The sequence below is a fragment of the Leucobacter sp. 1207-22 genome (genome assembly GCF_052850455.1).
This window is the reverse complement of record NZ_VXCR01000002.1, coordinates 148,980-162,230: the sequence shown is the minus strand read 5'-3', so window position 1 is coordinate 162,230 and position 13,251 is coordinate 148,980. Positions and strand designations below refer to the sequence as shown.

Genomic DNA, 13,251 nt, shown 5'->3' with positions numbered 1-13,251 from the left:
GAAGACTACGCCTGAGTCTCGGTCGTGCCCGCCTGCGCGCCAGCAGGAACCTTCAATGCGAGCATTTCACCGGGAGGGAGGGGCTGTTCGCCGCGAACGACCACGGTCTCACGGAACAGTTCAATCAAGGAGTCATAGGCGTCAAGATCTGAAGCACCCTTGCCCATGATCAAGCCACGCAGCATCCAGCGCGGGCCGTCAACACCAATGAAGCGAATCTCACGAGACTCGCTCTGGCCTGCCACGGCTGGCGTCGTCACCAACAGATCGGTGCCAAGCGCACCTTCAAGCTCAAGCACCTTTGCACCCTGCTGAGACAGCTGAGCCGCCAACTCCGCACGAGTCTGATTCCAAAGCCCAGTCGTCTTCGGAGCAGCGAAGGCCTGTAGCTGCAGCTGCGACTCCGCATACCCGAGCGTTGCCGCTACGACGCGCTTTGCGCGCTCGTCAACCTCCAGACGCATCTGAAGACCCTCACGGGGCGCCACCTTAATGCCACCGAGATCAACATACGGCCGCATCGCAGGAACCTCAGTGAAATCAAATGGACCTGCAGTCTCGCGATCCTCTGGGGCTGATTTGCTGCGATCAACCTCAGGCGCCGACTGACCCTCGATGGGCTCAATTGCGCTGTTCTGCTCTACGTCACTCATTCGAGCTCTCCTTCATTCCTGTAAAACTCTTGGAGCGTGCGACTCTCGCGCACGCCAGCCGAACGGCCCTGACGGTCAGCGCGCCACTAAGCACTCACGCCAGTGGAGCCAAAGCCGCCTGCTCCGCGCACACTGTCGCTCAGCTCTGCGACCGGAGTGAACACTGCACGAGACACTGGCATCACCACCATTTGGGCGATTCGATCCCCCGCCTGCACCGCAAAGGAGTTTTCCTTATCGGTGTTGAGGAGCAGAACCTTGATTTCGCCACGGTAGCCAGCGTCGATGGTGCCTGGCGAATTCACGACCGTGATGCCGTGCTTCACCGCCAATCCACTCCGGGGAACCACAAAGGCAACGTAACCCTCGGGAAGGGCGATGGACACACCGGTGCCAATCAGTGCACGCTCACCCGGAGCAATCACCACTGATTCAGAGGCGCGCATGTCGGCGCCAGCATCATCATGGTGCGCATACGTGGGAACAGAATCACCGAGCAGGGGAATTGAAACGACATCAGTCACCCCGCCAGATTAGCGGATCGAACCTAGCTTCTGCCGAAGCCACTCAAGATTCTGTGCCCCACCCCGGCAGATCCCGAGCTTCTCAGCAACGACAGAGGATAATGAGACTATGGTCACCTACCGCGAACGTCTCTTGCCCGGATTCGGGATTCTCACCGCTTGCCTGCTTTTCATTCCGGCAACTGCGCTCGTACTTACTCCAGTCAATTCCAAAATCGCCTGGCCTGTCGCGATCGCGCTGTATCTCATTATTGCGATCGCCCTCGTGCTCATGAGCCCCGTTGTCCGAGTCGAAGACGGCAAGCTTTACGCAGGTCGGGCAACCATCTCAATTCAGGAACTTGGCGACATTGAGCTCCTCGGAGCAGATGCCCTGCGTGAGTTGATCGGTGCGAAGTCTGATGCGCGTAATTACCTTGTGGTCCGAGGCTGGATCCACCGTGGCGTCCGTATCGAGATCAGCGACCCGGCCGACCCAACGCCCAACTGGATTATCACCAGCCGCAAGCCGGTCGCTCTCGCAGACGCTATCCAGTCTGCACGCGTAGCCGCGTAACTTCTCCCGCCCGCGGGAGTCGGGGTGACTGACTCTCCAAACACGCGTCCTGCATCACGTAGGGCGCGTGTTTTTTGCCCTTTTGTACAGTCTTCGAAATGCCACTGACAGGAAAGCATGGCTATGCCTGTAACCAATCCGTTCCCTTGCTACGCAAGGGAAGAAGCGTCATTGTGAACATGTAATAGTGAGCTGATGTAATGACTTGTGTTCGATACGACGATGCGCGACCCAGCACATTGTCCGCTTAAGTCAGACCAGAGCCCCCCAGAACACAGAAGGCCCCTGTGGTCCGACGCAATGTCGGGCCACAGGGGCCTTCACGAGAACGCTGTGAGCTAAATCAGCCGGCGCATTCGGCGCAAATCCAGCCGAACTCGCCCTTTTCAGCCATCTGCGAGCGGTGACGCACGAGGAAGCAGCTGGTGCAGGTGAACTCATCTGCCTGCTGCGGAAGCACGACAACATCGAGCTCGACGTCAGACAGGTCTGAGCCGCCGAGATCAAAACTCGGGTTATCTGCATCCTCCGAGTCGATGGAAGATGCGCCCTTAGCTGGACCGCGTTCCTTCAGCGCCTCAATTGAATCAGTCGCTTCTTCGTCACCCTTACGCGGGGCGTCGTAGTCGGTAGCCATGATCTCCTACGGGTTTGGTCGGAAATTACTCCTATTGAGCGGCCATAGTCTGCCTCATGTCGGCACGCATATGCAAACTCAAATGAAAGTTTTCGAGACTGTTCACAGCAAGCGAACGTCTCGCGGCCTGGTTTTACACTCGCCCACATCAATACCGCGCGTGTCTATTTCGATATGGCACCCTGTGGTGAAGTGTGCCGAAGGGAGCCTCTGAAATGGATGAATTGCGCGTAGTACGCAGCGAAGAGCAAGCGCTCATTGTCGCGTCCGACGACGGTACCGAATTCCGACTTGTCGTAGACGAAGTACTGCTCGCAGAGATCCGCCAAATCTCCAAACGAGAGCGCCGCAATACCGGCGCTCGCCCACGCGAGATTCAGTCCCTTCTGCGTTCTGGCAAGAGCCGCCTCGAGGTTGCGCGGATCACCGAACTCGACGAACAAGATGTTGCACGCTTCGAAGAACCTGTCCTCGCAGAGCGACGATACATTCTCGATCTGGCGCGGGAGGTTCCCGTTCGCACGGCCGGCGAGGAAGGCGAACAGAGTGCGTTCGGCGAGGCTGTAGAATCCCGCCTCGCGACCCTTGGCGCAGATGAGGTTGAGTGGCGCAGCTGGAAGATCGATGGCGGATCCTGGCACATCGGTCTTGCCTTCGCCACAAGCGATGCCGTCCGCGACGCGATTTGGGAGTTCGACCACAAGAAGAGCACACTGCGCCCCCTGAATCCTGACGCGACGCACCTTTCCAAACAGGGTGATGTTGCGGTTCAGCTCATCCCGAAGCTGCGCGCAGTTGACACACAAGCGCCCGAGCCTGCCCCCACCGCTGCTGCTGCTGAGCCCGAGTTCGTGGATCACGCTGAGGGCCTGAAAGACACGACTGAAATTACGCCGATCCGCACATCAACAGGTGCGATCGGGAGCCCGTCCGCGACCGCCCCCCAGCCACCTAAGAACAGCAGCGAGTCACCCTCAGAGGGTGACTACGAGCGCCGTCGCGAAATTGAGCAGCGGGCGATGAATCTTCCTGGTCGATCCGCACCAGAAGAGCGTGTCGATATGAGCCAGACGGCAGATCTCCTAGACGCCCTCCGCCGCCGTCGCGGGGACCGCGAGCAAAGCATGCGCGATGCCGCGGCACAGAGCGAAGCCGCGAGCGTCGCTGAGTTGATCAGCGACGCTCCAGCAGACGTCCAGGACGAGGAAGTTCCGCGTCTTGCTCCCCCGGTGCTTCGACCTGTTCCGCCAGCACCTGAGGCGCCGGTCGAGCCAACGTCAGAAAAGTCGGAGCGCACGCCGCACACAGAGCCCGCACCAAATGATCCGTATCTCGAGTTGCCACCGCCACTCTTCGAGGATCCGATCACCGCTCCTATTGAGCCAGCACCGGCACCTCCAGCGGCGTCCAAGAAGCCACGATCTACAAGCATTTGGCAATCAAAGGGTGTGACCGACGATCCAAACGCTGCTGTGGGAGAGCCTGCTGCACTGCAGAGCTTGTCAACAGACGAACCCGAAAAGCTCGATCGCAACGCAAAAAAGGGACGCTCGTCCATCCCCAGCTGGGATGACATTCTCTTCGGCACTCGCAGCGAAGACGATCCCGCATAGATTTGGGTAAGCAACACAAGAGCCCGTCATATGAACACTTTCACTTGACGGGCTCTTGTGTTGCTACGTCTCCTCGAGTTGCAGCTAACTTGGGAATCGCATCGCAGCAACCCGCTCAACGAGCTTGGCGAAGGACGTACCTGCCAGCGCTCCACCAAGGATCAGTGGGATGCCACGTTCTTCATCGGTAAGCCCGCCATGCTGGCCAACCATTTCCAACGCAGCGGGATCCGCAGCATCATCAAAATAGGCAACCTGCTTCCGCGCAATGAGCAGCACGTCGCCGAGTCGCTCAGCTACTCCAGGTGCGATCGTGGGCCCGAACATTCCTGTCGCAATAGCCTCGCTTCGCGTCATGACAAGCGCGCGTTGCCCCTCGCTCTCCCTGATTCGCGCCGCAACTTCTTCGGGGTCTGCGCCTGCACGAAGGTACAGCGAACGGAAACGAGGCTCTCCGCCTATCTCCACAACGTCACGCAGCATCTCGTCCTCGCGCCGCAAGATGAGGCGCTGGTGCGGTGCGATATCGACCATGCCATGGTCTGCGGTTAATGCAACACCGACGCCTGACGGAAGGCCAGTCAAGAAGTCTTGCAGGGCTCGATCCAGCTGTTCGAGGCGATGCGTCCAGAGATCGCTTTGCCAGCCATCACGATGCGCGGCGCGATCCAGTTCATCGACATACACGTAAATAACGGCGGGCTCTTCGGTGCGTAGAAGCTCGCGCGCCACACGGAATCGATCCTCGATACGATCGCCAGACACGTACTCCGCGTCAGAAAGGATCGCACCACTCAGTCCGCTCCCCGCATGTGCACTTCGACCGATCGTGAACGTGCGCAGGCCCCGCTGTTGTGCCGAGGCGAACAGCGGTTCACTCAACTGCCAAGAGCGCGGATCCGTAATGCCGTCCCAATCCCGCAGCGGACTCACGAGCCCGAGTTCAGGGTGGCGAATTTGATAGCCGATCATTCCATGTTCGCCAGGCAAAGTGCCAGTGGTAAACGAGGTGAGTGCAGCGCTCGTCGTCGAGGGTGCCACGGTTGTAATGCGACGGTTGGCGAGCGAGGAAATCGTCTGGGCGTGCCCTGCACGGGCTTTGAGGTTCGAACTCCCCAACCCGTCAACAAGCACAACGACGAGCGAACGTAGCGCTGGCGTGAGCTCATTGACCTGCGACACGATCGCTGAGTCGAACATATCCGCTTGATCCGACCCCACCGCTGCCGCAAGAATTTCGGCCTCGTCGGCCCCTTGTCCTTTGGCGAGGGCGGCAAGTCCACTTGGGAGAATTGCGGCAAGCCTCGCACCGTTGTCAGTGGCAGTCGGTAGCATGATTTCCATTATGACCGATGCCCCCGTGATCCCTGACACCGCAGGCGTGGCACACGAAGCTGCCAACGAACGGATCGAAGAAATTGACATCTCGCAAGAGATGGAAGGTTCGTTCCTTGAATACGCCTACTCGGTGATCTATTCGCGCGCGCTCCCCGATGCGCGCGATGGCCTCAAGCCTGTCCAGCGACGCATCCTTTACATGATGACCGATATGGGGCTGCGCCCTGAAAAGGGTCACGTGAAATCAGCGCGCGTTGTCGGCGAGGTCATGGGTAAGCTCCATCCGCACGGCGACTCTTCGATCTATGACGCACTTGTGCGCATGGCGCAGTCGTTCGCAATGCGTCTCCCACTTGTCGACGGCCACGGTAATTTCGGCTCGCTTGATGATGGGCCGGCCGCCTCACGATATACCGAGGCTCGCCTGGCTGGCGCAGCGCTTGCAATGACTGAGTCGCTTGATGAGGACGTCGTAGATTTCGTTCCCAATTACGACAACCAGCTCATGCAACCCGAGGTTCTTCCTTCGGCTGTTCCAAACCTGCTTGTCAATGGTGCCGCTGGCATCGCGGTGGGTATGGCAACAAACCTTGCTCCCCATAATCTCGTTGAGGTCGTCGAGGGCGCAAAGCATCTGCTGTTTAACCCGAAGGCCACGGTCGAAGAACTCATGGAGTTCATTCCCGGCCCGGATTTGCCTGGCGGTGGCACAATCGTTGGCCTTGACGGCATCACCGAGGCTTATCAGACGGGTCGCGGCGCATTCCGCACACGCGCAAAGGTGGCGATTGAGCAGCTCAGTCCCCGCCGCACCGGCCTCATTATCACTGAGCTCCCGTACCTGGTTGGGCCAGAGCGCGTCATCGAAAAGATCAAGCAGGGCGTCGATGCGAAGAAGCTCTCTGGCATCACCGATGTTGTTGACCTCACTGACCGCAAGAACGGCCTCAAGCTCGTTATTACGCTCAAGACCGGCTTCTCCCCAGAGGCTGTGCTCGAACAGTTGTACCGATACACGCCGCTTGAGGACTCGTTCAGCATCAACTCCGTCGCGCTCGTGAACGGCCAGCCGCAGACACTCGGCCTGCTCGAGATGCTTCATGTGTTCCTCGACCATCGCGTCTCAGTGGTCACCCGCCGGAGCGAATTCCGACTTCGCAAGCGCCGTGATCGTCTGCACCTCGTCGAGGGCTTACTGATCGCGATCCTCGATATCGATGAGGTCATTCAACTTATTCGTACGAGCGACGACGTTGACGGCGCACGCAAGCGCTTGAAGCAAGTCTTTGAGCTCTCTGAGGCACAGGCCGAGTACATCCTTGAGCTGCGTCTACGCCGTCTGACGAAGTTTTCACGCGTCGAGCTTGAGGCCGAACGCGACCAGCTCAATGCAGAGATCGAAGAGCTCCTCGCGATTCTTGGCAGCAAGGTGCGGCTCCGAAAGGTCGTGGCACAGGAGATGGACGATGCTGCCGCAGCGTACGGCACCCCCCGTCGCACCATGCTCACTGGCGCTGTTGCGCGCCCGTCACGTGCGGCGTCTTCACCAGACGCACTCCAGGTCGCAGATTCGCCTTGCACCGTCATGCTTTCCGCGACTGGACGTGCGCTTCGCATCGATCGCGATCCCGAGGCCGCGGACCAGCCGCGCCGCCCGGCACGAGCAACGAAGCACGGCGCGATCCTCTCGCAGGTAGACACCACGGTACGAGGTGAGCTTGGCGCAATCCTCGAAGACGGCTCACTGCATCGCTTCTCCCCTGTCGACCTGCCGCTTGTTCCCGCGGCAGCGATCGCATTCTCGGCTGGCATTCGACTCACCGAGTACCTCGGACTCCCCAACAAGAAGGCGAAGATCGTCGGCATTGTCTCACTCGAGACCGAGGAGCCCATCGGCCTCTTTACCGCGGCGGGTGTCGTCAAACGTGTGGTGCTGACTGAGCTCCCGGCGAAGCCAGACCTTGAGGTCATCACACTGAAGCCAGGAGATCGCCTCGTGATGGCGGCACCGGCTCCAGATGGGAGCGAGTTTGCGGCCGTTGCAAGCAACGCCCAGCTCCTCCGTTTCCCGACGACGGCAGTGCGCCCACAGGGTCGACCTGCAGGCGGCATGGCTGGCATGAAGCTCGCTGACGGCGCCGAGGTCATCTTTGCAACAGCGGTCCCCGCAGACGCGGAAGCGCGCGTTGTCACGATCGCTGGTAGCTCCATTGCGCTTGAAGGAACGGAGTCCTCGTCCGCAAAGGTCTCCGATTGGGCTGAGTTCCCGGCAAAGGGCCGCGCGACGGCCGGTGTTCGAGCACAGCGCTTCCTCAAGTGGGAAGACCAGCTCACCGCGGCCTGGGTCGGAATTGGAGATCCGCGCGCTCTTGCAGCCGACGGAACCGCTCGCGTACTCCCCACTGAAGTTGGAAAGCGAGATGGCTCGGGGCTTCCGCTTGACGGCTCAGCTGCGTGCGTTGGGCTTGCCCCATAACTCACGCTGAGTAACACGCGCCGAGCGTGAGTCGTGAATGGCGGGGTGCGGATCAATTGATCTGCACCCCGCCATTCACCCTTTTTCACAGGCCAATCAGCACGACTCCTGCAACCACAGTAAGCGCCGCAACCACCCGCGCGACAGGTCGGTCCTGACCGAATCTGATGACGCCGTACAAGCTCACGAGCACGACGCTCACTTCACGCATTGGCGCAACCAAGGAAACGGGAGCCATCGTGTTAGCTGTCAACACGAGAATGTATGACAGCGGGGAAATGATTCCAAACCCGAGCAGCTGTCGCCAACTGGTTTTCAGTGTTTGCCCGAGCTGTGAGTATCCTCGCGCCCTCAGGAGGAGCACGCTAAAGAACGGAAGCTCCGCGGCCAAGAAACCCACCATGTAGGGCACCGGAGGGAGCGAAAGCTCATTCACCGAATATGCATCCCAGAGCGAGTAGGCAGCAATCGCTACGCCGGTGAGTAGGCCATAGAGCACGCCTGGATCGATTCGGCCACGCTTTCCAATCATCAACGGGCGCGTTGCTGTCGCACTACTCCTGCCAATAAGGCCAATGCACACGACGCCAAGAACGATGAACATCACTCCAAGCAGCGCGACAGGTGAAGGACGCTCCCCGAACAGGGCGAGCGCGATGATTACGGTCAAGATTGGCCCTGAACCTCGCGCAGTCGCATACACGGTCGCGAGGTCGCCTGCCGCGTATCCTCGCTGCAACACAAGCATGTAGACCACGTGAAGCACACCAGACACTGCGACGCCAAATAGGAAGTCTCGCCAGCTCGCGCCTTGCAGTCCCCCGGTCAGAGGAATGATGCCCGCCCAAATAGTGGAAGCAAACACCGCACCCCACCACAAAAACGGCAGGCCTGACTTGCTCTTTCCAGCAGCAATGATGTTCCATGCGGCGTGTGCGACCGCTGCTGCAAGCACGAGAACGAGTGCGAGGGTGGACATCACTTCCCCTTAGCGGGGTTGTTCATCGCCCGCACAGACACTACCCGTCGTTAGGCGTCAATACGCTCACGGTCGAGGCCGTCAGCATTCTCGACAATGAACTCCTTGCGAGGGGCAACTTCGTTCCCCATGAGCAGCTCAAACACCCGTGAAGCGGCCTGCGCATCTTCCACACGCACGCGACGCAGCATACGGTGTTCGCGATCCATCGTCGTCTCTGCCAGCTGATCGGCGTCCATCTCACCAAGACCCTTGTAGCGCTGAATCGGCTCCTGGTACTTCTTATTGCGGCGCTTCAGATCCGAAAGCAGGTCTTGGAGCTCACGCTCGCTGTAGGTATAGATGACCTCGTTTGGCTTTCGACCCGCATTCTGCACGATCACTCTATGCAGCGGTGGGACCGCCGCATAGACGCGACCGGCTTCAACCATCGGTCGCATGTAGCGGAAGAACAAGGTTAACAACAGTGTGCGAATGTGTGCGCCATCAACATCGGCGTCACTCATCAGAATCACCTTGCCGTAGCGGGCTGCAGACAGGTCGAAGTCACGACCGGAACCAGCACCAACCACCTTGATGATCGCTCCACACTCTGCGTTTGACAGCATCTCAGCGAGGGAGGCCTTCTGCACGTTCAGAATCTTGCCTCGAATCGGAAGCAACGCTTGGAATTCGCTATCACGGGCTGGACGCGCGGTACCGAGCGCGCTGTCACCCTCGACAATAAAGAGCTCGGTGCTCTGCACGTCCTTCGAACGGCAGTCAATGAGTTTTGCGGGCAGGGAAGAGTTCTCAAGCGAGCTTTTGCGTCGCGCCGTGTCGCGCTGCGTGCGCATAGCAATGCGCGACTTCATCTCGGAGACCATCTTCTCAAGCAGCAGAGCCGTTTCAGCTTTGTCTTGCTTCTTGGTCGATTCGAATCGTTCGGTGAGCGCCGCAGTCACGGCCTTTGAGACGATCGAGCGGATCGGAGCGGTACCCAGCACTTCCTTGGTTTGACCCTCGAACTGCGGTTCGGGGAACCTCACGGTGACCACCGCAGTGAGACCCGTGAGGATGTCGTCCTTGTCTGGCTTATCGCTGCCAGCCTTAAGTTTGCGTGAGTTCTGCTCAATCTGCTTGCGGAAGAACTTAGTGAGGCCCTGTTCAAAACCGCTGAGATGCGTGCCACCCTTGGGGGTAGCAATAATGTTGACAAAACTCTGAATCTCAGTGTCGTAGCCAGTGCCCCACCGCAATGCGACATCAACTTCGCACTCGCGCTCAACCTCGCGTGAGACAAGGTGCCCTGTCTGCTCATCCATCACTGGCACGGTCTCAGTGAAGGTCGCCTTGTTCTCCACGCGCCACGTCTCGGTGACCGGTGCATCTGGGGCAAGGAAGTCTACAAACTCAGAAAGCCCACCTTCGTACTGGAAACGATGCACCGGCGCTTCGCCAGCCTCGCTCAGTGATTCAGGTCGCTCATCAGTGATATCGAGAGCAAGTCCTGGCACGAGGAATGCTGTCTGACGCGCACGTGCAACAAGTGACTCCGGCTCGAACCGCGCAGTAGGAAGGAAGATTTGCGGATCCGCCCAATAACGAACCCGGGTCCCCCTGATGCCCTTCTTCACCTTGCCAATGACGCGGAGCTCCGACGCGTTCTCAAAAGGCACAAACGGGCTCTCTGGGCCTTCGCCTTCGAAGACGCCAGGCTCGCCGTGCCTAAAGGACATCGCCCACGTTTTGCCATCGCGGTCAATCTCGACATCGAGACGCGATGAGAGAGCATTCACTACCGAAGCGCCTACGCCGTGCAAGCCGCCCGAGGAAGCATACCCGCCGCCGCCAAACTTACCGCCGGCATGCAGCTTGGTGAAGACAAGTTCAACACCAGTCAGCCCACTCTTCGGCTCAATATCAACGGGAATACCACGGCCATTATCGGCAACGGTCACACTGCCATCTGCGTGTAGCGTGATTCCAATCTCATTGCCGTGACCGGCCAGCGCTTCATCAACCGAGTTGTCGATGATCTCCCACAGGCAGTGCATGAGGCCACGTGAATCGGTCGTGCCGATGTACATGCCGGGTCGTTTACGTACCGCCTCGAGACCCTCAAGAACGGTCAGATGCCTCGCAGAGTAACTGGAATCAGCCACGCAAACCTCGTTTCACTTCGAACCCCTTTAACTTTAGGTCACCCCTCAGACACTCGAGGCCATCTGGCGCGGCGATTACGATCTCGGCGCGAATTTGCTACGCGTACAGCGAAACAACGGGCCCCAAATGGGACGACACAGGAGGAAAGTGGTTGGATAGTAGGGAATACACCTTTTGAAGGAGGCCACCATGACGACACTTGAGCAGAACCCCTCGCTCAATGCCGACGCGACCGCCACTGATTCGGCGGCGGATCGGCCCCTGAGCGCACTCGATCGCTGCGACAGCTGTGGCGCACAGGCTTACGTTCGCGCGATTCTTGGCGGCAGCGAACTACTGTTCTGTGGCCACCACGCCAAGCGTCACGAAGAGAAGCTTCGCCCCATGGCTGAGGCGTGGCACGATGAGACCGCGCGTCTCTCGGAAACTCGGTGACGCAAGCGATGGGACTCGGAGCACGCCGCCGCCTCAACTACTTCTTTGATCGCGTCAAAGCGGTCGATATGCCCCGCCTGTGGGGCCTCGCAGGTTCAATGTCGAAAGACGCGCGCAAGCCGCGTATCTTCATTCTCTGCGACATGATGTACAGCTCTGCACGATATGAAGTTGCGTTCCAGGACTATCAGGACTGGGACTTCTACATGCTCTCTCGCGCCGAGCGCAGCACGTACATGACTCATCCGAAGTCAAACCACCTTGCACAGAAACTCAATCAACCTGAGCATCGTCATCGTTTCGCTGATAAATCGAACTTCAACCGCGAATTCAACGAGTACATCGGGCGCGAGTGGCTCGATCTCCGCGAATCATCACCGGCGCAACTCGAAGAGTTTGTCACGCGTCACGGTGCGGTGATGGCGAAAGTTCCTGACAGCCTTGGCGGTCAAGGCATCGGGCGTCTTGAAGCGTCAGACATCACCGACTATGCACAGCTACATGCTGAACTCTTGAATGGTCGCCAGTTCCTCGTTGAACAGGTGATCCCGCAGCACGCAGAGATGTCGCGCCTATACGACCGAAGCGTGAACACGCTTCGCGTCGTCACCTATTTCGACGGAACTGACGTTCACGTGCTCGCCGGCGTACTGAAGGTTGGTAACGGTGGTGCCGTTGATAACTTCAGCCACGGTGGCATGTACACGATGCTCGACGACAACGGAAAGGCTTTGTACCCCGCTTTCGATGGCGAGAACCGTACCTTTGGAATTCACCCGATCTCAGGTGTTTCAATTGTTGGGTTCCAGGTCCCGAAATATGAGGAAGTACTGCAGCTCGTTGATCATCTTGCACGCATTGTGCCCGAGATCCCATATGTCGGCTGGGACATTGCAATCTCTCCCGATCGTCCCGTCGTCATTGAGGGCAACTACAACACGGGCGTGTTCCAGGCAAAGCCGAGCGTCTCGGGCGTTCGTACGGGCCTGCTCCCCCGCTACCGCGAGGCAATCGGCTTCTAATCAGTAGAGCGACCGCCCTTCCGCTAAAGAACCCCCGTTCCATTTATATGGAACGGGGGTTCTTTGCGTCGAAGCAGGTCAGCTGATGATCCGCGAGACGTCTGTACGCATACAAAGAGCCGGCACCCAGCTTGTGCTAGATACCGGCTCTTTGCGCCGAGGCTTACGCCTCGCGAATCACGCCCATCGGGGTGCTCTGAGTGCCCTGACCGAGCGGATTATCGCCCAGAATCTTAGCCACAAGCAGCTCGTGTTCCGGAGTCGAGTTCGAACCGAGGATGTTGCCACCAAAATCGTTGATGTCCGCAATCATCACGGTAATGTTCTTTCCAAGTTCACGCTGCACAGAACGTGCGGCGTTGTCAGGGTCGAGCGGAACAAGTACCACGCGGTTGTCGTAGGGAGGAATCGTGCCGTTCGTCGGACCATCGATGCCACGCGCTTTCGCGCCTGCAATGCGGTAGAAGTCACCCTTACGACCGAAGGCCTTCGTGATTGCCGCAACAACAGCTGCGAACACGATACGAGGCGTACCGCACTCACGAAGTGCCATCTCCATGGTCTCCGGCATTCCGAGACCGATGCCATAGGCCGTCTTGGTCACGTACTTCGAGAGGAAGGTTGCAAGCTTACGCGGCTGAATGTCATCGAGCTTGTACGAACGGCCCTGCATAATGGCGACGATCTTCTCGGTGATGAAAAGAGTGTCGCCATCTTCAACAACGTCCTGAGCGTACTGCTTCACCACGGGCAAGAGCTGGTCATCGGGCATGATGACGTGCGTCTTGATCGGGATGCGCAGGTACTCGGTCCCATCGACAGTTGTCGTGAGCTGCTTGCCTTCATTCGGCTGGATCATAAAAGGTTTCTCGT

12 protein-coding genes are annotated in these 13,251 nt (G+C 58.8%); 5 read left to right on the top strand and 7 right to left on the bottom strand.

Annotated elements, in window-relative coordinates; all coding sequences use genetic code 11:
* Positions 1-5: 5 nt before the first annotated feature.
* Both FW756_RS03895 and dut read right to left on the bottom strand, forming a co-directional pair.
* Positions 6-653, bottom strand: a complete 648-nt coding sequence (locus tag FW756_RS03895; RefSeq protein ID WP_446428874.1) for a DUF3710 domain-containing protein — start codon at positions 651-653, stop codon at positions 6-8.
* A gap of 86 nt (positions 654-739) precedes the next feature.
* Complete coding sequence (gene dut / locus FW756_RS03890; protein ID WP_446428873.1) at positions 740-1,177, bottom strand: dUTP diphosphatase; 438 nt, start codon at positions 1,175-1,177, stop codon at positions 740-742.
* Positions 1,178-1,286: 109 nt separating this feature from the next.
* On the opposite strand from dut, the gene FW756_RS03885 reads away from it, so the two are divergent.
* Positions 1,287-1,733, top strand: coding sequence for a DUF3093 domain-containing protein (locus FW756_RS03885; RefSeq protein WP_446428872.1), 447 nt, complete (start codon positions 1,287-1,289; stop codon positions 1,731-1,733).
* A 343-nt stretch (positions 1,734-2,076) separates the two neighbouring features.
* On the opposite strand, the gene FW756_RS03880 is transcribed toward FW756_RS03885, so the two are convergent.
* Positions 2,077-2,370: a DUF4193 domain-containing protein gene (locus FW756_RS03880; RefSeq protein WP_188024351.1), complete on the bottom strand. Its 294-nt coding sequence runs from the start codon at positions 2,368-2,370 to the stop codon at positions 2,077-2,079.
* Positions 2,371-2,585: 215 nt separating this feature from the next.
* Between FW756_RS03880 and sepH the strand changes: the two genes are divergently transcribed.
* The gene (sepH, locus tag FW756_RS03875) at positions 2,586-3,983 is read left to right on the top strand and encodes a septation protein SepH (protein ID WP_446428871.1); all 1,398 of its coding nucleotides are present in this window, start codon (positions 2,586-2,588) and stop codon (positions 3,981-3,983) included.
* 84 nt (positions 3,984-4,067) lie between these two features.
* Here the strand turns inward: sepH and FW756_RS03870 are convergent, their stop codons facing one another.
* Complete coding sequence (locus tag FW756_RS03870; RefSeq protein WP_446428870.1) at positions 4,068-5,318, bottom strand: alkaline phosphatase family protein; 1,251 nt, start codon at positions 5,316-5,318, stop codon at positions 4,068-4,070.
* 10 nt (positions 5,319-5,328) lie between these two features.
* On the opposite strand from FW756_RS03870, the gene FW756_RS03865 reads away from it, so the two are divergent.
* Positions 5,329-7,797, top strand: a complete 2,469-nt coding sequence (locus FW756_RS03865) for a DNA gyrase/topoisomerase IV subunit A (RefSeq protein ID WP_446428869.1) — start codon at positions 5,329-5,331, stop codon at positions 7,795-7,797.
* Positions 7,798-7,882: 85 nt separating this feature from the next.
* On the opposite strand, the gene FW756_RS03860 is transcribed toward FW756_RS03865, so the two are convergent.
* The gene (locus FW756_RS03860; protein WP_446428868.1) at positions 7,883-8,776 is read right to left on the bottom strand and encodes an EamA family transporter; all 894 of its coding nucleotides are present in this window, start codon (positions 8,774-8,776) and stop codon (positions 7,883-7,885) included.
* 50 nt (positions 8,777-8,826) lie between these two features.
* A complete protein-coding gene (locus tag FW756_RS03855) occupies positions 8,827-10,920 on the bottom strand; it encodes a DNA gyrase/topoisomerase IV subunit B (RefSeq protein WP_446428867.1) in 2,094 nt (697 codons plus the stop codon).
* Between the two features lie 190 nt (positions 10,921-11,110).
* On the opposite strand from FW756_RS03855, the gene FW756_RS03850 reads away from it, so the two are divergent.
* Entirely contained in the window at positions 11,111-11,356 is a 246-nt protein-coding gene (locus tag FW756_RS03850; protein WP_446428866.1) for a DUF7455 domain-containing protein, read from the top strand.
* Positions 11,353-12,378 (top strand): sugar-transfer associated ATP-grasp domain-containing protein, encoded by a 1,026-nt coding sequence (locus FW756_RS03845; RefSeq protein WP_446428865.1) that lies wholly within the window; start codon positions 11,353-11,355, stop codon positions 12,376-12,378. Before FW756_RS03850 ends, FW756_RS03845 begins: the two co-directional genes overlap by 4 nt.
* Before the next feature lie 163 nt (positions 12,379-12,541).
* Here FW756_RS03845 and FW756_RS03840 read toward each other — a convergent pair whose 3' ends face one another.
* Positions 12,542-13,237: a coenzyme F420-0:L-glutamate ligase gene (locus FW756_RS03840; protein ID WP_446428864.1), complete on the bottom strand. Its 696-nt coding sequence runs from the start codon at positions 13,235-13,237 to the stop codon at positions 12,542-12,544.
* Between the last annotated feature and the right edge of the window lie 14 nt (positions 13,238-13,251).